General features: G+C 38.7%; 23 protein-coding genes and 2 pseudogenes. 1 reads left to right on the top strand and 24 read right to left on the bottom strand.

Translation table 11 applies throughout. From position 1 onward, the window contains the following. Positions 1-19: 19 nt before the first annotated feature. The 14 genes and pseudogenes from rplI to WDJ61_RS18395 form a co-directional block, all read right to left on the bottom strand. Complete coding sequence (gene rplI, locus WDJ61_RS18340) at positions 20-469, bottom strand: 50S ribosomal protein L9 (protein WP_338752393.1); 450 nt, start codon at positions 467-469, stop codon at positions 20-22. Continuing rightward, the gene (locus WDJ61_RS18345) at positions 466-2436 is read right to left on the bottom strand and encodes a DHH family phosphoesterase (protein WP_338752394.1); all 1971 of its coding nucleotides are present in this window, start codon (positions 2434-2436) and stop codon (positions 466-468) included. Before WDJ61_RS18345 ends, rplI begins: the two co-directional genes overlap by 4 nt. Before the next feature lie 36 nt (positions 2437-2472). Continuing rightward, positions 2473-3414, bottom strand: a complete 942-nt coding sequence (locus tag WDJ61_RS18350) for a YybS family protein (protein WP_338752395.1) — start codon at positions 3412-3414, stop codon at positions 2473-2475. A 296-nt stretch (positions 3415-3710) separates the two neighbouring features. Then, positions 3711-4931, bottom strand: coding sequence for an IS110 family transposase (locus tag WDJ61_RS18355; RefSeq protein ID WP_338751673.1), 1221 nt, complete (start codon positions 4929-4931; stop codon positions 3711-3713). A 521-nt stretch (positions 4932-5452) separates the two neighbouring features. Continuing rightward, positions 5453-6427, bottom strand: a complete 975-nt coding sequence (locus WDJ61_RS19190; protein ID WP_413789110.1) for a methyl-accepting chemotaxis protein — start codon at positions 6425-6427, stop codon at positions 5453-5455. Next, positions 6422-7480, bottom strand: a pseudogene (locus tag WDJ61_RS19195) (cache domain-containing protein); the annotation flags it as partial. The pseudogene WDJ61_RS19195 and the gene WDJ61_RS19190, both read right to left, overlap by 6 nt. Before the next feature lie 137 nt (positions 7481-7617). Continuing rightward, positions 7618-8568: a methyl-accepting chemotaxis protein gene (locus WDJ61_RS19200; RefSeq protein WP_413789111.1), complete on the bottom strand. Its 951-nt coding sequence runs from the start codon at positions 8566-8568 to the stop codon at positions 7618-7620. Then, positions 8566-9510 (bottom strand): annotated as a pseudogene (locus WDJ61_RS19205) (cache domain-containing protein); the annotation flags it as partial. The pseudogene WDJ61_RS19205 and the gene WDJ61_RS19200, both read right to left, overlap by 3 nt. Before the next feature lie 475 nt (positions 9511-9985). Beyond that, entirely contained in the window at positions 9986-10222 is a 237-nt protein-coding gene (gene rpsR, locus WDJ61_RS18370; RefSeq protein ID WP_338752401.1) for a 30S ribosomal protein S18, read from the bottom strand. A 26-nt stretch (positions 10223-10248) separates the two neighbouring features. Further along, positions 10249-10764 carry a single-stranded DNA-binding protein gene (gene ssb, locus WDJ61_RS18375; RefSeq protein WP_338752404.1) on the bottom strand — a complete coding sequence of 172 codons (516 nt, stop codon included), beginning with the start codon at positions 10762-10764 and terminating at the stop codon, positions 10249-10251. A 69-nt stretch (positions 10765-10833) separates the two neighbouring features. Continuing rightward, positions 10834-11124, bottom strand: a complete 291-nt coding sequence (gene rpsF, locus WDJ61_RS18380) for a 30S ribosomal protein S6 (protein ID WP_338752406.1) — start codon at positions 11122-11124, stop codon at positions 10834-10836. A gap of 116 nt (positions 11125-11240) precedes the next feature. After that, positions 11241-12341, bottom strand: coding sequence for a redox-regulated ATPase YchF (ychF, locus tag WDJ61_RS18385; RefSeq protein WP_338752408.1), 1101 nt, complete (start codon positions 12339-12341; stop codon positions 11241-11243). A 412-nt stretch (positions 12342-12753) separates the two neighbouring features. Then, positions 12754-12957, bottom strand: a complete 204-nt coding sequence (locus tag WDJ61_RS18390; RefSeq protein ID WP_338752410.1) for a DUF951 domain-containing protein — start codon at positions 12955-12957, stop codon at positions 12754-12756. A gap of 4 nt (positions 12958-12961) precedes the next feature. Then, positions 12962-13858 (bottom strand): mechanosensitive ion channel family protein, encoded by an 897-nt coding sequence (locus WDJ61_RS18395; protein ID WP_338754841.1) that lies wholly within the window; start codon positions 13856-13858, stop codon positions 12962-12964. Positions 13859-14029: 171 nt separating this feature from the next. On the opposite strand from WDJ61_RS18395, the gene yyaC reads away from it, so the two are divergent. Next, positions 14030-14662 carry a spore protease YyaC gene (yyaC, locus tag WDJ61_RS18400; protein ID WP_338752412.1) on the top strand — a complete coding sequence of 211 codons (633 nt, stop codon included), beginning with the start codon at positions 14030-14032 and terminating at the stop codon, positions 14660-14662. A gap of 51 nt (positions 14663-14713) precedes the next feature. On the opposite strand, the gene WDJ61_RS18405 is transcribed toward yyaC, so the two are convergent. The 10 genes from WDJ61_RS18405 to WDJ61_RS18450 all read right to left on the bottom strand — a co-directional run bounded on the left by WDJ61_RS18405 (position 14714) and on the right by WDJ61_RS18450 (position 23397). Continuing rightward, entirely contained in the window at positions 14714-15559 is an 846-nt protein-coding gene (locus tag WDJ61_RS18405) for a ParB/RepB/Spo0J family partition protein (RefSeq protein WP_338752414.1), read from the bottom strand. Beyond that, positions 15552-16313, bottom strand: coding sequence for an AAA family ATPase (locus WDJ61_RS18410; RefSeq protein WP_338752416.1), 762 nt, complete (start codon positions 16311-16313; stop codon positions 15552-15554). The genes WDJ61_RS18405 and WDJ61_RS18410 overlap by 8 nt, the downstream gene beginning before the upstream one ends. A 137-nt stretch (positions 16314-16450) precedes the next feature. Then, on the bottom strand, positions 16451-17314 hold the full coding sequence (gene noc, locus WDJ61_RS18415) for a nucleoid occlusion protein (protein WP_338752417.1): 864 nt from the start codon (positions 17312-17314) through the stop codon (positions 16451-16453). Between the two features lie 118 nt (positions 17315-17432). Further along, the gene (gene rsmG / locus WDJ61_RS18420; RefSeq protein ID WP_338752419.1) at positions 17433-18149 is read right to left on the bottom strand and encodes a 16S rRNA (guanine(527)-N(7))-methyltransferase RsmG; all 717 of its coding nucleotides are present in this window, start codon (positions 18147-18149) and stop codon (positions 17433-17435) included. A 24-nt stretch (positions 18150-18173) separates the two neighbouring features. Further along, the gene (mnmG, locus tag WDJ61_RS18425; RefSeq protein ID WP_338752421.1) at positions 18174-20063 is read right to left on the bottom strand and encodes a tRNA uridine-5-carboxymethylaminomethyl(34) synthesis enzyme MnmG; all 1890 of its coding nucleotides are present in this window, start codon (positions 20061-20063) and stop codon (positions 18174-18176) included. Positions 20064-20086: 23 nt separating this feature from the next. Continuing rightward, positions 20087-21472, bottom strand: coding sequence for a tRNA uridine-5-carboxymethylaminomethyl(34) synthesis GTPase MnmE (mnmE, locus tag WDJ61_RS18430; protein WP_338752423.1), 1386 nt, complete (start codon positions 21470-21472; stop codon positions 20087-20089). 301 nt (positions 21473-21773) lie between these two features. Then, on the bottom strand, positions 21774-22532 hold the full coding sequence (gene spoIIIJ / locus WDJ61_RS18435) for a YidC family membrane integrase SpoIIIJ (RefSeq protein ID WP_338752425.1): 759 nt from the start codon (positions 22530-22532) through the stop codon (positions 21774-21776). Positions 22533-22574: 42 nt separating this feature from the next. Next, positions 22575-22949 (bottom strand): ribonuclease P protein component, encoded by a 375-nt coding sequence (gene rnpA / locus WDJ61_RS18440; RefSeq protein ID WP_338752427.1) that lies wholly within the window; start codon positions 22947-22949, stop codon positions 22575-22577. A gap of 78 nt (positions 22950-23027) precedes the next feature. Further along, entirely contained in the window at positions 23028-23162 is a 135-nt protein-coding gene (gene rpmH / locus WDJ61_RS18445) for a 50S ribosomal protein L34 (RefSeq protein ID WP_100401286.1), read from the bottom strand. 94 nt (positions 23163-23256) lie between these two features. After that, complete coding sequence (locus WDJ61_RS18450) at positions 23257-23397, bottom strand: hypothetical protein (protein ID WP_338752433.1); 141 nt, start codon at positions 23395-23397, stop codon at positions 23257-23259. Between the last annotated feature and the right edge of the window lie 366 nt (positions 23398-23763).

Genomic DNA, 23763 nt, shown 5'->3' on the forward strand with positions numbered 1-23763 from the left:
TATTTTAGCATGAAACGAATTATTTTTCTTCCGTTACATGAACTTTTAATGTGGCAAATACTTCATTATGAAGCTTCACAGGCACATTTGTGTAACCTAATGCACGAATGCCATCTGGCAAATCCATTTTGCGCTTATCAAGCGTAATATTATGTGCTTTCTTTAATGCATCGGCAATTTGTTTCGTCGTTACGGAACCGAATAAACGGCCTCCTTCTCCTGCTTTAGTAGAAACTTCTACTGTTAATGCTTCGACGACTTCTTTTAATTTTTTTGCATCTTCTAATTCTTGTTTAACAAGCTCGGCTTGTTTTCTTTTTTGAGCATCTAATGCTTTTTGGTTGCCAGTTGTTGCTTCTACAGCTAAACCGTTTTTGATTAGAAAGTTATGAGCGTAACCATCGGCTACATTTTTAACTTCTCCTTTTTTACCTTTTCCTTTTACGTCTTGTAAGAATATAACTCTCATTCTTCATGACCTCCTTCAAAAAATTCATCGATTGCTTTTTGCAGCTGAATTTCTGCATCGGCAACGGTTGTTTGTTTCATCTGTGTGGCGGCATTCGATAAATGGCCTCCACCGTTTAATTGCTCCATGATCAATTGAACATTTACATCACCGAGCGAACGTGCACTAATCCCTATTATATCTTGTTCACGGTAGGCGATGACAAATGAAGCTTGTACCCCATCCATTGTGAGAAGGGTATCAGCCGCTTGTGCAATCATGACTGAATCATACACAGAATGGTTATTTCCTTTCGCAATAGCAATGCCACCCCGATAAAAATAGACCGTTTCAATAATTTGTGACCGTTGAATATACGTATCAACATCCTCTTTCAAAAACTTTTGAACGAGGATGGTATCCGCTCCATGAGCCCGTAAATAGGAGGCCGCGTCGAACGTTCTTGAACCCGTTCTAAGTGAGAAGCTTTTCGTATCGACCACAATTCCCGCCAATAGAGCTGTTGCCTCAAGCCTATTCACTTTCTTCACTTTCGGCTGATATTCAAGCAACTCGGTGATTAATTCGGCCGTGGATGAAGCATAAGGCTCCATATAGACGAGCAGTGGGTTTTTAATAAATTCTTCCCCTCGACGATGATGATCAATCACAACAACCTTCTCGACCTTATTCAAAAGCTTTTCCTCAATCACTAGCGAAGGTTTATGCGTATCGACAATAACCAGTAACGTATCATCTGTTGCTATATCTAAAGCTTCTTCTGGTGTAATCACACGAGAATATAGATCCGAACTGTTCTTGACTTCCGCCATTAAACGTTTGACGGCCGTATCAATTTCCGAGGCATTAAGGACGATATATCCTTCCCGGTCATTCATTTCTGCCACGCGTCGAATACCCATAGATGCTCCAATCGCATCCATATCGGGGTATTTATGTCCCATGACAATCACTTTGTCACTTTCAGTTACTAATTCTTTTAACGCATGAGAAATCACACGGGCTCTGACGCGCGTTCTCTTTTCCATAGGGTTTGTCTTCCCACCATAAAACTTTACTTTTCCATTTAATTGTTTGATTGCTACTTGATCACCACCACGACCGAGAGCTAAGTCTAAGCTTGATTGAGCTATATCCCCAAGCTCTGGTAATGATATGTCTCCTTGTCCTACACCGATACTTAACGTTAAGGAAGCAGCTTGTTTCGCTGTCCTTTCTCGCACCTCATCCAAAATGGAGAATTTCGTTTCTTCAAGCTTGTGTAATATTCTTTGGTTCAGTACAGCAAAGAAACGCTCAGAAGAAATACGCTTTAAAAAGATACCATACTCTTTTGCCCAATTATTCAAAATAGAGGTGACCATACTATTTAAATGGCTACGGGTCTGGTCATCCATTCCCTGCGTTAAATCGTCATAGTTATCTAAGTAAATAATCAATAGTGCCGTTTGTTCTTCCTCTTGTTTTCGGGCAACTTTCATTTGCTCTGAAATATCGATAAAGTAAAGCAATTTTTCTTTCGGCTTGATCATCACATTAAATTCCTGTTCATTTAATTGAATGATATCGCCTTTTTCATTTTTAATAATTGGAATAACCGCTTCTGCAACCTCGTATAAAGAATCTCCTGCCAACGTATCCTTTTGAAAATAGGACAAAAGGAAAGAGTTTGCCCATTCTATGTAATAGTCTTCGTTATACAAAAGGATCCCTATCGGCAGTTCCATTACGGCTTCTTCTCCAATCCACTTCACCCTTTTGGAAAGTGTGGTTACATAAAGTTCAATTTCTTCATGAATCTTTCTTTCCGCCCGGAACAAGAGAAAAAAAACAATGGCGCCTATTGCTAAACCAACTAATGCCGCGAACCAGTTGTAAAAAGCAAGCACAACTAATGAGAGAAATAAAACCAACATGATTCCATATAGCAGAAGTTGAATCTTCTGCCGACTGTAGTAAGAAAGCATCATTTCAGCTCCTAAAATTAAAAGTAAAGCAACAAGTTATGGTTTTTGTTGAAGGCGCTGTCGCAAATCAAAACCTAAGTCAATTATACCTAATAATCTTACAAGATAAAGAAGCGGAAGAAATAGAATTGAAAAAATCGTTAAAACGATTGGCGCAGCTTTAGACCATTTCTTTATATAAGCAAAGAAATAGAAAAAAGATAGCCCTTGTATAATTAAACAAAATTGCAACATAAACATTAAGTTTACATAGGTTGAGTACCAGGCACTCCCTGCTTCTGGGATTGCGACAAAGCTCAGAAGCAACAAGATTAAATAGTACCATAAAAGGCTTGTAGGCATTCTCCACATCCGAAACGGTTGGAAATGAGGAACATCAATCTTTAACTTTTTTAATATAGGAAAGTTCACAAGAATAAATAAAAGTACCGCTGCAAAAGCAACTAAAACAAATAAACTAGGAGTTAAAGTACTGAAAAAGGAGATTCCTTCCTGAATTTGTTCCACTGCTTCTTCCGGCAACGGTTGACCAAGCTCTTTCATTAAGTCCACCGACTCTTGAAAAGAACGCTTAAACGCTTCGTTCATTTTTGTTGCCATATTGACCCCAGTAAGCAAAATCGTCGATACGTATAACAAGATAATATTCAACAAAAATGTCAGACTTCCTGCCATAAATATAGACAGCTTATCTAGTTTTTTGTACACCATACTTCCCATAACAATCCCGGTAGAACCAAAAGCTAGTGCTAGCGGCACTGCCCCCAATCCTCCAACTACACTCGCTGCCAGCAAACTAATCAATCCAAAAATCACCGATGGTTTCACTGGATATTTAGCACTAAACACTAAAAAAGGAAGGACGAGAAATAAGCTAGATACCAGGGATAATCCTGGAACATAAATTGTTACCAACAAAAGAACCATAAACAGCGCCAGCATCCATATTCCTTCATTTAATACTTTTTTCTTTTCCACTCAAACACCTCATTAAATAATAGCTGACACACTTTCCAAATTACCCACTCTAAACAGAAAGTGACCATCCCTACTATTTTATCCTCCTTTTCCTCTTCCTTCAACTAAAGAAAAGCGGAAGGCCCCGTTCTTACCTCTAGTCAAGTAGTTTTAGATGAATTTTATTTAGTTAGATGAATTTGTTTCTGTAGGAAGGGGTACCCCTTCCTACAGAAACAAATTTGCGCATACCAAAAAGACCTAACGAAATTTCGTTTTTTTCGAAAGGTCAAATATGTTATAGTAGGACTAACCAATTACGAACAGGTTGAGGCTGTTTCGTAGTCATAAGTGATATGGTGTGTGATCAGGTGAAATGCCACTTTCAAAAACTTGTTCACACAGGCAATCGACGCAACTTTATGGGGCTTTCCTTGAGGTTGCGTTTTTAATTTGTCATAGTAATCCACCAAATGATTTCCACCGAATCGACGTAATGTAATCATGGTCTGAACCATATAAAACAAGATTTTTCGTAGCTTGTTGTTTCCTCGTTTATTGATCTTATCTTTGTAATAGGTATTTCCTGATTGATAACGCATCACATCAATACCAACATAGGCATTTAACTGCTTGTGGTTCTTGAAACGGCGAATATCCCCAAGCTCTCCAATCAGACGAACAGCTGTCGCTTCTCCGATACCGGGAAATGAAATCAGTACGTTGTATTCGGTTCTTTCCTTTGAGAGCTCGACCATTTGTTTCACAAGCCCTTCTTTCTTTTCTTTTAAATCAGAGATCCTTTTCGCATAGTCACGTACTTGTTCACAACGCACATCCTCTTTTGAAATGGCTGGATACGAATCTTTCGCAGCTTCTAGTAAAGCGAGTCCTTTCGCTTCTGCTCGCGAAAGAGATAGATTCTTCCTTGTATTTGCTTTTAGCCGATTACGAATGATGGTTTTGGAACAAGTGAGTACCTCATCTGGATGCGGATAGAGCTGCACAATATTGAGAAAAAGGGCCGAGCGTGTTGAAAATATGATTTCTAATTCTGGAAAACTGAGTTGTAGAATGGCATGCAGGCGACTGAAAAGATGAGTGATTTCACGATCTAGTTCATCATAATAACGTGTGAGTGATCGCATTTGTTTATAATAGCCTTCTTCTTGATAAGTAGCTGTACGCTCTACTTTAAAATGTGATTTTGCCAGTTCATGTGCATCGCTTTTGTCTGTTTTTTGTCGACGCATCGATGCCATTTGAAGATTCGCTTCAAGAGGGTTCACTCGATGGTAGATATAACCTTCTGTTTGGAAAAAGCGTTCTAATGATGCGGAATAAACACCTGTCGCTTCAAATACAATCTCTGGTGCTTGTCCATCCTGTTTTGTTAATGTTTGGAGTTTTTCGTTCAAAGCTTCAAATGAGGGTTTGGTATGAAGAATTTCTCCTTCAAATTCACATTGACGATATTGGTTATAAATCACCATCGTACTTTTCCCCATACTCACATCAAGAGCGACTACATGTTGCATATTCATTTCTCCTTCTTAGCCAATCATAGAAGTCTTCACAGGGCCTTATCGATTCCCTTTTCTTATACACGATCTCTACGGATCCAACATACTAAACTGATTCACATAAGGGTGTGAAGTTGGTCGGTTTTTGAAACGGACTCGATTTGGTCCCAGGGGCCGTTCGACCTTTCTTCACTTCTACTATAAAAAAATAGTAGCACAAACCTTGGCCTTGGTTTGTGCTACTAATGTTAGTATGTTTTAGCGACGTATGGACTGGAGCAATCCGCACGAGATAAAGGAAACACGATGAACGATAGTGAATCGATGTTGACTTATCACAAGGAGGATTGTAGAAGTCCACTAGGCGCTGGGGACTGTAGCTAGACAATAAAGAAAAGCGGAGCCGACTGTTTAGACACGAAAAGCAAATGTTCTGACACTAGAAAAGCGAAAGGACCCGGTACTGCTATACAAACAACAAACTCGCCAACCTATAAAAACAGGAGGCGAGTATCAAAAGTAACGTCCATACCGATCTAATTCACTGATCGATTCGCTCCATCTTGAAAACGAAAGCGCTGAATCGATTGTTGCAGCTCCTGATTCAGCTCATTCAACTGATCAGTCGCAGTCATAACAGATTGAACCGTTCTTAATTGTTCATCTGTATGGTTATTTACTTTTTCACAGGATACTGCTGTCTGTTCAGAAAGCGCAGCCATATAACTAGATAAATCAAGAAGTTCATCTTTTCTAACCGCTACTTGCTGCATATCAAGATGTAGTGAGTCGATTAACTCCTTCAGATTATCCATCAGTGTAGAGTTGTTCTCAAAAATTTGATTGGCTTGTTTTACCGCTTTGGTTTGTTCTGAGAAATTCTCCTTTGTTTGAAAAATTTGACTCACTGCCTTGTTGGAGCCTTCTAGAATGATTGCGATCATTTCTTGAATTTCTTGTGTTGCTTGGCTAGATTGTTCAGCAAGCTTGCGAACTTCTTGAGCAACGACTGAAAATCCTTTTCCATAAGTCCCTGCTCGAGCAGCTTCAATGCTCGCATTTAAAGCTAACAAATTCGTTTGGGCTGAAATATCTGTAATCGTATGAATGATTGTTTCAATTTGTTGAATTTCATTTCCTAACTCGGTTATCACTTGCTCTGTTGAGTCGATAAATTTCTTTGAGGTATCATTAGATTGCTGTAAAGAGTAAATGTGAGCCACCCCTCGTTGATTAGCCCGGTCGGCATCTAAGGCAAAAGCAGACATCTTCTCCGTTTTATTCGAAACGGCATTAATAATTTCACTTAAGCCTTCAGATTGTTCTTTAGCTGATTGGGCTTTATTTGCAGAGCTAGCCGACTCAACAGCAATTTCGTTGATCTCTACGACCGTACGTTCACTGGAAACGGCTGATATTTCTGCCGTTGTTTTTAATTCATGAATGGATTCTCTGACGTTTTGTGCTGATTGTGAAACAACTGCAATAATATTTCTCATACTATCAATCATATGATTGAAGCTATGACCTAGTTGAGAGACTTCATCCCTACCGTTTATCTGCACTTTCATATGTAAATTGCCTTTAGCGACTTCACTAACCGATTGATTCAACTGCTCAATTGGTTTCGTTATTTTAGCTGATAAATAGTAAATAACTATCATCATGATCACAAAAATGGACAGCGCAGTAATGAATAATATTTGTCTAATTTCTTTCGCTACACTGATTAATTCTTCTTCATTGAACACCGCTCCCACTGTCCAGTTCGTATGATCCACCCTCTGATAAACAAACAGCTGATTTTCACCTTGATCTATTGATATTCCACTATCCTTCTCGCTAGTCACTGCCCCTTTAAATAAAGGCTGCTCGGTTAAATTCTTTCCTTTTTCTTTTGGGTGAACAATTGCATCCCCATTTTCCGCCATAATGACAGGATATCCTTTATACCCAACATCTAAATCATTAATATGGTTGGTCAGGCTCGTCAAATTAATATCCGCCCCTACTACCCCGATTAAGTTCTTTCCACTATATAATGATTTCGATACGGTAATAATATAATTCCCTGACTCATTTTCATATGGTTGACTCCATACAGCGGAGTTCTTGTCGTTAACGGCTGACGTAAACCAGCTTTGACTAGTCGGATCATAATCATTAGGTAGCTTAGTAGCAGGTACCATTTTAAATTGTTTATTCGGTGCCACGAAATACACATTCAATACATCTTGATATAAACGAGTATATTGATTGAAAATCTCTTGAAGATCTCTTTCAGCCAGGCTTTTTACTTCCGCAGTCGCGTTTATCGATTGACCATATGCTTTGACTTGTTGGCTTTCTGATAATAACTGAATACTCTCATCATATTTTTGTAAAAACTGTTGAGAAGAGTGCTCTAATTCTTTCACAATTCCTTTTGTCTGCTCTAAAACATTTGCCTTTGTTTTCTCTTCCGCTTTCCATCCTGTAAAAATAATTATAAAAGCAAATGAACTGAATAATAAAATAGAAATAGGTACTATGAACTTTAATCGAATAGATCTCAGTTGATTCACGCCTTTCTATAGCATCACTGTTTTTAATTATAGTCTCTTTTACCTATCGGTTATATAGAACTATTGTAAAGATTTTGTTTATTTTACTTTTGCAACAAAAACAGCACATCGACTAAATCGCCGATGTGCTGTTATGATCAATTCAATTTAAAACGCTCTACCGCGTGTTTCAATTCAATACTTAATCCCATCAAGCTTTCTGATGACCTTGTGACTAATTCAATCGCTCGAAGCTGTTCATCAGCAGAAGCACTAATTTCTTCACTAGCAGCTGCTGATTGTTCAGATGCTGCTGCAATACCTTCCATCACTTGTAGTACTTCATTTTTCGCCTCAGCCGCTTCAAGAATTTCACTATTAATTCTCGTAATAGCATTTTCCATGTCCTCTACTAAGGAAGAGATGCGGGTAAATATTTTCTCCGTTGCTTCTACAACGACCGTCTGCTGATCAAAGTTCTCTTTCGTTTTTATCATTTGGTTCACTACTTGATGTGATCCACCTTGTATATCCGTGATAATTTCTTTCACTTGATCTGTAGCTTCCCCTGATTGCTCAGCTAGCTTTCGAACCTCATCTGCTACTACCGCGAATCCTTTTCCATGTTCTCCCGCACGAGCCGCTTCAATCGAGGCATTTAACGCAAGCAGATTCGTTTGAGCAGAAATATCAGTAATCGTTTGGATGACAAGCTCAATTGATTTGATTTTTGTTTCTAAAGCGGTGATCACTTCTTCCATCTCATCAATATACTGCTTGGATTCTATACTTGATTGGCCTAGCTCTTGTATTTGGCGAAGACCTGCTTTCTGTGCTTCCTCAGCTTTCTTCGCGGCATTTGCCATATCTGCTGCTTGATTCGTAATAATGTTCATCTGGTCACCGAGATGATGCGATCGCTCAGTTGCTTCAGCAGACTCTTCTGCCGACTTGGTTGCCCCTTTTGCAATTTCACTAATAGCAGTAGCAATCTGTTCACTTGACGCATTCGTCTCTTCTGACACTGCACTTAAATTTTCTGCTGCTTCTGTCACATTTGAAGCTGAATGATTGACCATTGAAATGATTTCTTTCATATTACTAGTCATTTCATTAAAAGAAGAAGCAAGCTGCCCTACCTCGTCTCGAGTTGTTACTTCTACTTGTACACTTAAGTCCCCTGTTGCTACTTTTCTAGCAGATTGTTGAAGCGTGTTAATAGGCTTCGTAATTTTAACTGAAATTATCCAAATCGATACGATCATTAGCACTAAAACAAACATTCCAGTAAGGATCAGTGTCTGTTGAATAGTTTTTGCTAAACTAAGCATGTTTTCTCGTTTATAGGATGCACCAATTTTCCATGCAGTATTTTCAACAGTATCATAGACAAATATACGATTCTCATCTTTAAACTGATAAGTAATAACACCTTTTGCCACAGAATCATTTAATATTTGTTGAATGAAATCATATTTACTTAAATCTTGTCCTTTTTCCGTAGGATGAGCGATGCCTAATCCTTGATCTGAAAAAACGACTGCATAGCCCTTATAACCAATATTCATATCACTAATTTTTTCTGTTAATGTAGTTAAATTAATGTCTGCTCCAAGCACACCAATTACTTTGTTCTGATCCTTCACTAACTTAGAAAGTGTTACGACATATTCACCGGTAGCTGCATCGACATAAGGTTCACTCCAAACGATGTCTTCACCTGATGCAACGGCTTGTTGATACCACTCTCGCGTTAACGGATTATAATCTTCCGGAAGTGAATTCGGATAAATATCCATTGTTCCTTTTGACGTAGCAAAATAAACATTCTCCACATCACCATATGAGTCTAAATAATCTCTTAATGCTTTTTCTAAAGACGCTTTTTGCTTACTGTTGCCTGACTTGATTATCTCATTCCCATAGTTTAATACAACAGGATGATCCGACAACAGATCGATGCTTTTTTCGTGTTGTCCTAAAAATAATTGAGTAGCCTCTTTCATTTGCTCAACCATTGCTTCTGTCTGATTGATAATTTCCTTCGTCATTCTTTTTTCCGTCTGATTATTAGTAAAGATAATAATAATGGCAAAAGACAGGACAAGTAATAGAATCAAAGGAATGATTAATTTGGCTTTAATTGACTTCAAAGTTACCACCACCTATTTATCTAATATGCTCTTCATTTATCCCGCATTAACAGGCTGTAAGACCCCCACCTCAACATGGCAGAAGGAGCATAGCCGTGTAAGTGGGCGATCAACAGCCCGTAAACGCCCGATCCGTTCAACTAACAATCAGTGGGGGATGGAGAAAACCCCCGCTGATTGAAGTTTCACTTTATTTATCGGCTTTTTTCAAAATAAATAAATATTTATTTGATATATATTTATTTGATATATATTAAGCAAGATACACAGCTATAGATACAAACAAAGCCAATAACATGGTGGATGAAGATTTCCCCCCTAAAATAGAAAAAAGCAACAAGGATGGCTTCCTTGTTGCTTAAATGATCTTTAATTATTCTCCAGATACGAATGGAAGAAGAGCCACCATACGAGCGCGTTTAATTGCGATTGTTAAACGACGTTGGTATTTAGCACTTGTTCCAGTTACGCGACGTGGAAGAATCTTTCCACGTTCAGAGATAAATTTTTTCAAAAGATCTACATCTTTATAATCGATATGTGTAATGCCGTTAGCTGTAAAGAAACATACTTTCCGGCGTTTACGTCCACCTCTACGTCCACCTGCCATATTCATTTCCCTCCTTTTTTTATCAATTAGAATGGAAGATCATCATCTGAAATATCGATCGGTTGACCATCATTTGCAAACGGATCTTCATCCACACGTGTATAACCTGAGTTATTATTGCTTCGTTGTTGATTCTGTTGCTCAAATGGGAAGTCTTGTTTCTTTTGTCCGCCGCCGTACATGCCATTGTCACCGCCACGCTGTTCATAATTAGAAGAAGCGCTTTTCGGCTCAAGAAACTGTACACTCTCGGCAAGAACTTCAGTTACATATACTCGACGACCATCTTGTCCCTCGTAGTTACGAGTTTGAAGGCGGCCATCTACTCCTGCTAAACTACCCTTTTTCAAAAAGTTTGCTACGTTCTCTGCTGGACGACGCCAAACAACACAATTAATGAAGTCGGCTTCACGTTCGCCCTGCTGATTCGTAAAAGCACGATTAACAGCTAATGTAAATGTAGAAACAGCGACCCCATTTGGCGTGTAACGAAGGTCCGGATCTTTAGTTAAACGACCAACTAAAATGACTCGGTTCATCATCAGAATCAACTCCTTTTTTCCTAAATGTTTCACGTGAAACATTTAGAAAGTGTAGTTTATTTAAACGGATTATTTTGCTTCTTCACGAACAACGATATGGCGGATAATGTCGTCGCTGATTTTCGCTAAACGGTCAAACTCTTCAACCGCAGCAGTTTCTGCGTTAGCGTGTACTAGTTGGTAGAAACCTTCACGGAAATCGTTAATTTCATACGCTAAACGACGTTTACCCCAATCTTTAGATTCGATGATCTCCGCACCGTTAGAAGTTAAAATGCCGTCAAAACGCTCAACAACAGCTTTTTTCGCTTCCTCATCAATGTTTGGGCGGATAATGTACATGAATTCGTACTTTTTCATCTTTCTGTCACCTCCTCATGGACTATACGGCTCTTTCCCTTTTGAAAAGAGCAAGGAGTAATTATTTCATTACTCACAATATAGAATTATAACACAATGGTCTTAATGATGCAACGTTATACATTAAATCTAAAATGAACAACGTCTCCATCTTTCATAATATATTCTTTACCTTCTAAACGGACCTTTCCAGCTTCTTTTGCCGCAGTCATTGAGCCAGTTGATACAAGGTCATCGTAAGAAACCGTTTCTGCACGAATGAAACCACGTTCAAAGTCGGTATGAATGACACCAGCACATTGAGGAGCTTTCATTCCTTCGCGGAACGTCCAAGCACGAACTTCTTGAACACCTGCTGTGAAGTAAGTAGCTAATCCTAATAAAGAGTAAGCTGCACGAATCAATTGGTCTAAACCAGATTCTTCAATGCCTAACTCTTGTAAAAACATTACTTTTTCTTCTTCATCAAGCTCCGCAATTTCCTCTTCAATTTTGGCACAAACAACGATCACTTCTGCATTGTCTTCAGCAGCAAATTCACGTACCTTTTGCAAATATTCATTTCCTGATGGATCAGCAATCTCATCTTCGCCTACATTCGCTACATATAACATAGGCTTTCTTGTTAATAGATGAAGCTGTTTCACAATTTTTTCTTGCTCATCGGTAAACTCGACTGTACGAGCTGGCTTATTTTCTTCTAATGCCGCTTTCAATTTAACTAAAATATCGTTTTCAATCACAGCTTCTTTGTCTTTTTGTTTCGCTAATTTAGCGACCCGAACAAGACGCTTGTCCACCGATTCAAGGTCAGCTAAAATTAATTCCAAGTTAATAACTTCAATATCATCAATTGGATCAACTTTTCCAGATACATGAGTGATGTTATCATCCGCAAAACAGCGAACCACTTGGCAAATCGCATCAACTTCACGAATGTGAGCCAGAAATTTATTTCCAAGCCCTTCTCCTTTGCTCGCTCCCTTTACGATCCCTGCAATATCTGTAAACTCAAACGCTGTTGGTACCGTTTTTTTCGGCTCCACCATCTCCGTTAATTTATTCAAACGCTCATCAGGTACCTCAACAATTCCAACGTTCGGATCAATCGTACAGAAAGGATAATTCGCTGATTCCGCACCCGCTTTTGTAATCGCATTAAATAATGTGGATTTACCTACGTTCGGCAAACCAACAATCCCTGCCGTTAATGCCATTTCGTTCACTCCTCTATTTAAAATCAAAAGATATATTTCTCTACCCTAAACCTTTCCCAATTATAAGAGTACACCATAAAAAAGGCAATAACTACAGAAAAGCGGAAAGCGCCGTTTAGCGACATATGAACTGGAGCGACCCGCACGAGATAAAGGAAAAACGAAAAGCGGAGCCAACTCGTTCAGTCGCGACAAGCAAAAGGCGAGCCGGCGGAAAGGTTGTTCTTTAACCTTTTGGACGGATTGACTTTTGTCCTCGAGCGACTAGTTGGCAGAGCTAGCCAACACGATGAACGATAGTGAATCGATGTTGACTTATCGCAAGGAGGAGTGCGGAAGTTCACTAGTCGCTGGCGCTTAGAACTAGACAGCGAAAAGCGGAAAGACCCCAAAAAGAAAACAGCAGCGTTCTTCATTCGCTACTGTTCTCAATGGGGCCTAGCACTTTTTTTATTTTTTTAGTAAATTCTCTTCGTGGAAGAATGACGCTATGACCGCATCCTTCACATTTAATGCGGATATCCATACCGAGACGGATAATTTTCCAGCGGTTTGTGCCGCATGGATGTGGTTTTTTCATTTCCACAATGTCATTTAAATCAAAGACTTTTTCCAATCCATCATCCCTCTTTTCTTTGCTTCGCTACGGCTTGTGCCTGCTCATCTCGAGAATACATGACAAGACGCGGGAACGGAATCTCTATTCCATTTTCCTCTAAACATTCTTTCACGTCTTTTCGAATATGCCTTGCTACAACAAAATGGTTCATCGGAGTCGTTTCTGCTGTAATCCTCATGACGACATCTGAGGCAGCTAACATTTGCACACCAAGCAATTGAGGTGGTGCAACAATTTGCTCGTATTTTTCAGGTAGCGTTTTTAATAATTCATTAATCACTCGTTCGGCTTCATTAATATTCTCCTCGTAAGCGATACTCACATCAACAACAGCAATACTATTATGAACCGAAAAATTGGTCACTTCTGTAATGATACCATTCGGTAAAATATGCAGTTCCCCTGTCCATTGTTTTATTTTTGTTGTGCGAAGGCCAATTTCTTCCACTGTTCCTTCAAACTGACCAATACGAACAACATCACCGACCGAAAATTGATCTTCAAAGATAATGAAAAATCCAGTAATGATGTCTTTTACAAGGCTTTGTGCACCAAAACCAACGGCTAACCCAACGACCCCAGCACCAGCAATTAAAGCTTTAATATCAAATGTTAAAATATCTAAAATGTTAATCAATGTAACGAAATAAACAACATAAGAGATAATATTCTCTATTAATTTTAATAATGTAGTTTCCCGACGTTCTGAAAGACCAAGCGGCGTTTTCGAACGAAGCAGGAAAAACTTACGCACAACCATTTTCGCTACTTTGATCACTATTCCCGATAGAATGAGAATGAAAACGATTTTTAAGGATCCTTTACCAATTGCCAACCAGAATTCTTCGCTTGTATAGTGCTTCCACATTGGCTCTATCATTCGCTGAAGTCTATCCATCATTATTTCCTCCTGTTCATGAACTGAGGGATCTTTTTTTATTTTACCAAGAACCATCACTAATTTGTAGTGACGGTTCTTTTAGATAAAATTCTGATTTTTCTAACATATAGATGTATAGAAAATAAAGGATTTCCGTATACTCTTACTATAATCTGCAGGAGGTGTGATATGAATCTTAAAAAAATGTTTAATCGAAAACCTGACTCATTAACCATTCATTATAAAGAGCAACAAGCTTCATCGATAGTTGCCGAGCATTTACTATCTTTATTACCACCACCCGGCACACAGCCAATCGTTTTTGCCTTTATCGGCACCGATCGGTCGACTGGTGATTCTCTCGGTCCATTAATTGGTACTTTGCTTTCAGAAAAACTATTACCTAGCTTCCATGTGTACGGAACACTTGAGCATCCTGTACATGCTGTCAATCTTTCTGACAAGCTATCTCTGATTCAAAAACAACATCAACATCCTTTTATCATCGGAACAGACGCTTGCTTAGGTACGTTAAAGAATATTGGAAATATCCAACTAGGCAATGGACCGGTGAAACCTGGGGCAGGGGTCAACAAAGAATTGCCAGCTGTAGGTGATGTTCATATTACTGGAACAGTTAATGTGAGCGGATTTATGGAATTTTTCGTTTTACAAAACACTCGACTACATTTAGTGATGAGCATGGCTAAAATCATTGCAAACGGCATCGCAAAGGCAAGTATTCACTATCAACTTTTAACAGATAACCAATTAGCTGAACATAACTACTATCAACCTTCCTTATTAAAAACAGAAGATTAATTAAAAGACATACTTGCTCATAAAAAATAGCTGCCGGCTATTGGCAGCTTATTAATTAAGCAAATCAAGGATACGATTTAAATCATCCACAGATAAAAATTCAATTTCAATCTTTCCATTTTGCTTATCTTTCATTTGTTTAATATGAACAGCTGTGCCAAATCGTTCTCGCAACACTTCTTCTCTTTCTTTCAACAAAGGATGCTTTTCTTGTTTCAGGGACGATGTTTCACGTGAAACATTTTCATTCGTTTGTTGAATGAGCCTTTCTAATTGACGAACGTTTAAATGCTCTTTTACCGTTTGGTCAGCCAGCTGGCTTATTTTTTCTTTATTTTTTAATCCAACGAGTGCTCGGCCATGTCCCATCGATAGCTTTCCATCCATAATATATTGCTGAACTTGTTCTGGTAACGTCAGCAAGCGGACATAGTTGGCGATATGTGAGCGACTTTTTCCCATTCGTTTCGCTAATTGTTCTTGTGTGAAATTCAATTTCTCCATCAATGTTTGGTAGGCGGTTGCCTCCTCAATTGTTGTTAAATCTTCACGTTGGAGATTTTCTAAAAGAGCCATCTCCATCATTTGTTGATCAGAGAGTCTGCGGACCACAACAGGAATCTTTTCTAGTTCAGCCGCCTTTGCTGCCCGAAAGCGTCTTTCTCCCACCACAATTTCATAGCCTTTAATGCTTTGACGAACAATAATAGGCTGCAAAATCCCATGCTCAATAATCGATGACTTCAACTCTTCGATGGCTTCTTCATTAAATATTTTACGCGGTTGATAAGGATTGGGCCGCAACTCTTTTAGTTTCACTTCCTTAACGGCTTCAGCGTTTTCAGGTTCTAAGTCCTTGAAGATGGCATTGATTCCTTTTCCTAACCCTTTAGCCATTAGCAGCTACCTCCTTTGCCAAATCTGTATAAACTTCCGCTCCTCTTGAACGTGCATCATATAAAATGACGGGTTGACCATGACTAGGTGCTTCACTTAGACGTATATTACGAGGAATAATCGTCCGATATACTCTATCTTGAAAATATTTTTTCACTTCTTCAATCACTTGAATTCCTAAATTTGTGCGAGCATCTAACATCGTCAAGAGCACACCTTCAATGTATAGTTCTTGATTTAAATGCTTTTGAACGAGTCGCACTGTATTCAATAACTGACTTAAACCTTCAAGCGCATAGTATTCACATTGCACAGGAATAATGACTGAATCCGCAGCCGTTAGTGCATTGATTGTAAGCAATCCGAGTGAGGGGGGACAATCAATGATGATGTAATCATACTCATCACGAATCTCTTCTAATGCACGTTTTAAACGAACTTCTCTTGAAATGGTTGGTACAAGTTCAATCTCTGCGCCAGCAAGTGCAATGGTGGCTGGCACAACAAAAAAATGCTCAATTTCCGTTGGCTTAATCGTATCGGCTAATTCTACACCATCGACTAATACATCATAAATACAATGCTCAACTTCCCCCTTTTCGATGCCAGAACCACTTGTCGCATTTCCTTGGGGATCAATATCAATTAACAACACTTTCTTGTTTAAAAAGGCTAAACAAGCTCCTAAGTTTACACATGTTGTTGTTTTACCTACTCCGCCTTTTTGATTAGCTATAGCAATGACTTTTCCCATTTGAACCACCTACCTTCTCTTATCCCTTGAAACTATGTTTTCTCTATTTTAACAAATATCACCTCTTTCGTTATCATTCCATGAATAAATTCTTTTGATTTGAATAAATAAAAAGGGTGAAGTCCATCCCTGGTCATTCACCCTTGTGATTTTTTCTTTGGTATTTTAATAGTAATTTGATAAAAGTCTTCAAATTCCTCTTCTTGCGATTTCAAGTCAATGCCACTGTCTGACACCATAGATAGGGACTGACGAATCGTATTCACGGCAATTCGAACGTCTTTACTAACGGCTTTTCGACGTGGTTTTGGCGCTTCATTCGATGCTGTTAGCCATTGAGCAACTCGATCCTCTACCTGCTTGACGTTTAATTGCTTTTCAATGATCTCATTCATCAACTGAGTTTGCTTTTCTTCATCTTTCAGCGGAATTAATGCTCTTGCATGACGTTCGGTTATTTGCTTTTGCATGATCGCTTCTTGTATTTCTTGAGGAAGCTTTAATAGACGCAACTTATTCGCTACCGTTGATTGGCCTTTTCCAAGACGCTGAGCCAGAGCTTCTTGTGTTAATTGATGAAGTTCTAGTAATTTTGCATAAGCTAGTGCTTCTTCAATAGCTGATAGCTCTTCCCTTTGTAAATTCTCTATTAAGGCAACGGAAGCTGTTTCTTTATCGTCCATATTATTTATAATTGCAGGAACTGCGTCCCAATTTAATGTTTGGACTGCTCGCCAACGACGCTCACCGGCAATCAATTCATAGCGGCCATCTTCCATTTCACGAACGACGATTGGTTGAATAATCCCATGTGTATGAATGGTTCGAGCTAATTCTTCTATTTTCTGATCATCAAATACTGTTCTTGGCTGAAAACGATTGGGAACTATTTCGGAAACCGGAATCTTTTTTATATTTTCTCCCTTGGCCACTGGCTTCCCCGGCTGTTCTTCAGCTGCTTTTTCTCCTATGTTAAAAAAACGAGAGAAAGGACGCTTCATGATCCCTACACCACCTTTAACAAACTCCCTGTATACGTATTCTCTCTATGCTCATTATGTTCCTTCTTAATTTTACACCATGCTTATGTAAAGTAAAGTTGTCCACATGTGGACAACTTTACTCAATTGGTGATTTGTTTGGTGTACCTGGTTTTCTCGGATATTTTTTTGGTGTGGCTTTTTCTTTTTTGATCACCATGATCGTTCGATCACTTTCCTCCATTGGTAGCATAAAAGAATAGGTGTCTTGTACTTTGCCACCAAGAACGGTAATCGCTTTCTTTCCATTTTGTAATTCTTCTTCCGCACTCGCTGCTTTCATTGCAAGAAAAACACCGCCTTTTTTCACAAGCGGCAAACATAACTCACTTAATACAGACATTCTCGCTACCGCTCGCGCCATGACAATGTCATATTGCTCACGGTGTTCTGGAAGCACACCAAATGTTTCGGCACGATCATGGAAAAAATGAACATTTTCTAATTTTAATTCGTTAGCTAAATGGTTCAAAAATGTAATTCTTTTATTTAAAGAATCAACAATGGTTACACGTAAGTTCGGAAAAGCAATCTTTAATGGGATACTTGGAAATCCTGCTCCTGCTCCAACGTCACAGATCGTTAATTCACCAGAAAAATCATAGTAAAAGGCCGCTGATAACGAATCATAAAAGTGTTTTAAATACACTTCTTCTTTTTCTGTAATGGCCGTTAAATTCATCTTTTCATTCCATTCAACGAGCAGCTCATAATATAAATCAAATTGTTCAAGCTGGGAAGAAGAAAGGTGAATACCTTTCTCCTCAAGCAGCTTTAGGAATTGTTCTTTATTCATGCTTCATTCATCCCTTCACTAAAGTTAACTTCCTACACGAGCAATCCGGCCTTGTTCAATATAAACAAGAAGAATAGAAATATCCGCTGGATTGACCCCTGAGATCCGGGAAGCTTGAGCAATCGATAGCGGTCGAACTTCAATTAATTTTTGTCGAGCTTCCGTTGCTAATCCACTAATTGCTTCGTAATCAATATCTTCAGGAATTTTTTTATTTTCCATTTTCTTCAATTTTTCCACTTGCTGAAGTGATTTTTCAATATAACCTTCATATTTAACCTGAACTTCTACTTGTTCTTCTACTTCAGCACCCATTTCAACATCAGCAGGGACAAGTTGCTTAATATGTCCATAGATCATTTCTGGACGTTTCAGTAAATCAGATGCACGAATACCATCCTTTAATTCACTTCCACCAGCTTCGCGAATTAATGTTTGCGTAGCTTCGTTCGGTTTAATAATGATCGATTTCAATCGCTCAATTTCCCCGGCAATATCTTCTTTCTTCTTCGTAAAACGCTCATAACGACCTTGTGAAATTAAGCCAATTTGACGACCAATTTCAGTTAAACGAAGATCAGCATTATCATGACGAAGAAGGAGACGATACTCGGCACGTGATGTAAGCAAACGATAAGGCTCGTTCGTTCCCTTCGTAATTAAGTCATCAATTAATACACCGATATAAGCATCTGAACGGCTTAAAATCACTTCTTCTTTATTAAGTACACGGCAGGCTGCATTAATTCCGGCCATTAAGCCTTGACCTGCTGCTTCTTCATAACCGGATGTACCATTAATTTGGCCAGCTGTATAAAGATTTTTCACTTTTTTTGTTTCTAATGTTGGCCAAAGTTGCGTTGGCACCATCGCATCATATTCAATCGCATAGCCAGCACGCATTAATTGAGCTTTTTCTAAACCTGGGATTGTTTTCAACATGCGATACTGCACATCTTCCGGCAAGCTTGATGAAAGCCCTTGAACGTATACTTCCTCTGTATTTCGGCCTTCTGGTTCAAGGAAGATTTGATGCCGCGGTTTATCGTTAAAACGAACGACTTTATCTTCAATGGACGGGCAATAGCGTGGTCCTCTTCCTTTGATCATACCGGAAAACATTGGCGAACGATGAAGATTTTCACCGATAATAGCATGGGTATGTTCATTAGTATAAGTTAACCAACATGGCAGCTGATCCGTAATAAATTGGGTTGTTTCATAGCTAAATGCCCGTGGTTCATCATCGCCAGGTTGAATTTCTGTTTTACTATAATCGATCGTCCGACTGTTCACACGCGGTGGGGTTCCTGTTTTAAAACGCACAAGGTCAAATCCAAGCTCTTTTAAATGATCAGAAAGTTGAATCGATGGTTGCTGGTTATTTGGTCCACTAGAGTATTTTAAATCACCGATAATGATTTCTCCGCGCAAAAATGTACCCGTTGTAATAATGACCGCTTTCGATTCATACATCGCACCCGTTTGTGTCACAACCCCGCGACATTCTCCATCTTCAACGATAAGACGTTCAACCATGCCTTGAATTAACGTTAAATTCTCTTCATTTTCGATCGTTTTTTTCATTTCTTGCTGATAAAGGATTTTATCCGCTTGTGCTCTCAACGCACGCACAGCTGGTCCTTTTCCTGTATTAAGCATACGCATTTGAATATGGGTTTTATCAATATTTTTGCCCATTTCTCCGCCCAATGCATCAATTTCACGAACGACGATTCCTTTTGCTGGTCCTCCGATCGATGGATTACACGGCATGTAGGCGATCATATCAAGGTTAATCGTTACCATTAATGTTTTTGCTCCCATGCGAGCAGCAGCAAGACCTGCTTCCACTCCAGCATGACCCGCTCCAACAACGACAACATCGTATTGACCAGCTTCATATTGTGCCATAACTATTTCCTCCTTTATTGATTTTATTTTCCTAAACAAAATTGTGAGAACAACTGATCAATTAAGCTTTCATGAACACTTTCGCCAATGATTTCGCCTAATAATTCCCACGTTCTAGTTAAATCAATTTGAACAATATCGATGGGTGTACCCATTTCTGTATTTTCAATCGCATCGGTAATTGCTGTGAGTGCCTGATTTAATAAGGCAATATGACGAGAATTAGATACATAGGTCATGTCGCCTGCTTCAATCGAGCCTGAAAAGAACAGGGAGGAGATGGCTTCTTCTAGTTCATCAATTCCTTGCTCTTCTAATAAGGACGTTGTCACAAGCTGCTTATCATGTGTTAGCTCCCTGACTCGGTCCATATCAATTTTTTGTTCTAAGTCGGTTTTATTGACGATCACAATAACATCCATACCTTCTACTGCTTCAAACAAATTCTCATCTTCCATTGTTAACAGATCGGAGTAATTTAACACGAGTAAAATTAAGTCTGCTTCTTTTAATACTTGACGAGAACGCTCTACTCCAATTCTTTCAACGATATCTTCCGTTTCGCGAATACCCGCCGTATCGACTAGTCGAAGAGGTACCCCACGAACATTGACATACTCTTCAATGACATCCCGTGTCGTGCCAGGAATATCAGTGACAATCGCTTTATTTTCATGTACAAGAGCGTTTAGTAGCGATGATTTCCCAACGTTTGGACGTCCGATAATCACTGTAGACAATCCTTCACGCAAAATTTTTCCTTGTTCAGATGTGCGTAGCAATTTATCGATTTCACTTTTTACATGTGTTGATTTTTCAAGCAGCACACGATGCGTCATTTCTTCTACATCATCATACTCCGGATAATCAATGTTAACCTCTACATGGGCAAGAATTTCAAGAATCTCCTGACGAAGCTTGCGTATCAGCTTCGAAAGACGTCCTTCCATTTGATTCAGGGCGACATTCATCGCTCGATCTGTTTTCGCCCGAATTAAGTCCATCACGGCTTCCGCCTGTGATAAATCAATACGGCCATTTAAAAAAGCCCGCTTTGTAAATTCTCCAGGCTCTGCTAGACGTGCTCCTTGATTGAGAACAAGCTGTAGCACACGATTGACAGACACTAAACCACCGTGACAGTTAATCTCAACCACATCTTCGCGCGTAAATGTTTTCGGTCCTTTCATTAAAGACAACATAACCTCTTCAACGATCTGACCTGTTTTAGGATCGATTAAATGTCCATAGTGAATCGTATGGCTATCTACTTCCTTTAAACATTTCCCACTTGGACTTTTAAACACTTGATCGGCAATCGAAATCGCTTCATCTCCACTTAAACGTACAATCGCAATTGCGCCTTCTCCCATTGGAGTTGAAACAGCCGCTATTGTATCAAATTCCATGTTCTTCACCTCTTTCTTCCTTTATGCTCATTTATATAAATCGTAAATTTTTATCCTTAAACCATTAGAATAACACAGGACAATCATTTTAAAAAGAAGGCCATTTATCCACAACCTTCTTTTTTAACCGTTACTATTTTAACTTATTCATGTGTGGATAACAATAAAATATGTGAGCGTACACATTTAGGGACAATTATAAACCTTTTATAAAACCTCAACTTTACTCACACAAAAAAGAGGTATCCCCACTTATTATACATTGGGGGTACCTCTTTCATTTTGACTTCATACCATTTCTTTATTTGTTTGCTGAAGCGGGTATGCTTGTACCAGATTTGTTAATAATGAATGTTTGAACAATCATAAAAGCATTACCTACCACCCAATATAAGGATAAAGCGGCTGGTAAGTTGACAGCAAAGACGATAATCATGATCGGCATGAGCCAAAGCATCATCGTCATTTGTGGATTTGGGGTCGTCATTCCTGCCATCATTAGCTTTTGCTGAAGGAATGTCGTTGCTCCCGCAAAAAGTGGAAGGAGAAACAATGGATCTGGAGAACCAAGATCGAACCATAGGAAGCTATCGTGTTTAATCGCTTCTGTTCTCATAATCGCTTGATAGAAACCAAAGATGATTGGCATTTGAATAAGCAATGGAAAACAACCAGCAAGCGGATTGACACCATACTGTTGAAACAGCGCCATGGTTTCCTGCTGCATTTTCTGCTGAGAAACTGCATCTTTTGACTTATATTTCTCTTTAATTTTTTGCATTTCTGGTTGAAGAGCTTGCATTGCTTTGGTATTTTTCGTCTGTTTAATCATTAATGGCAAAATAATTAGACGAATAATGATCGTAACAATGATAATTGCCCATCCAAAACTGTTTACCACTTCTGCTGTCTTTACAATGACTTGAGAAAGCGGATAAACGACAAACTCATTCCAGAAGCCTTCACTTTCCGATGTAATTTCTTGATCTACTTCCGTACAACCAGATAACAACATCATAGTTGCCACTAAGAAGGCTAGGGTGAAACTCTTCCGTCTCAAACTATTATTCCCCCTATCAACTTTCTTTAAGAAGAGTCTGTTTCATTCAGACTCTTCGCTTTTAGACTTGTGATGATTCATATTTAATGCTTTTGCTCTTTTCAACACATGGATCATACTTTTTTTGACTTCAAGACAAGTCATCTCAGCTGCTGGCTTTCTAGCAATAACGACATAATCAAAACCCGGTTGAATTTGCTCTTTTAATTCTGTAAAGCTCTGTCTAATATAGCGTTTAATTCGATTGCGTGTGACCGCATTACCGATCTTTTTACTTACAGATAATCCAATCCGAAAAGGAGCCTTTTGTTCGGACTTGTACATATATACAACAAATTGTCGATTGGCAAATGACTTTCCGCCATTAAATACGGATTGAAACTCACTATTCTTCTTAATCCGAAATGTCTTTTTCATCAGTCTAGCCACCCGCTCAAACATGTATTAAATGAATTGATTTATTAGAAAAAAAGACCACTGAGATTTTTCAGTGGCCTATGCAGATAATACTTTTCTTCCTTTAGCACGACGACGAGCTAGTACACGACGGCCGTTTTTAGAACTCATGCGGTTACGGAAACCGTGAACTTTACTTCTTTTACGCTTATTTGGTTGGTAAGTTCTTTTCATTATAAAACACCTCCCTAAAGGATCGGTAAAATTTAATCGTTTAAGACAGTCTTTTTGATTATAAAGATCAAGCTTTATTCTGTCAACCACTTCTCTAAATTTTTAAGTCCTGCAAAAATTTAAACGCTTGATCCGTTCTCTGAATGTCTTCGAAAAATTTTTCTTTCCATCCATTTAACAACTTCACTTTATATGCTTTATATAGCTGTGGATAGTTTTTGACACCATTTTTCATTATCCACAACCCTTACTGACAACTTTTTCACAAATACACCCCTGTGGAAAAGTATTTTTCACAACTGGATATAACTGTGGATAAATTTCAAAACTCATTGCAACTGCTTTAATTATCTGCTATTATTATTTTGTTTTCACTCTGGATGAGTTATTATAGTTTTATAGTTATCCACAAAGTGTGAATAGTTTGTGGAAAAGATACTCACGCCCTATGAAAAAGATTATCCACAGGCTGTGAATTCTGTCGAAAAACTATTTATTTCCTTATTATATATTTACTCACAACCAAAGGGTTGCATAAATATACGTTTTGTTCTTGGACTACTTAAACAAAGGTTGTACAATCCAACAGAAGGAGGGGGAC

The organism is Bacillus sp. FJAT-52991 (assembly GCF_037201805.1).
GTDB classification, from domain to species: Bacteria; Bacillota; Bacilli; order Bacillales; family Domibacillaceae; genus Bacillus_CE; species Bacillus_CE kandeliae.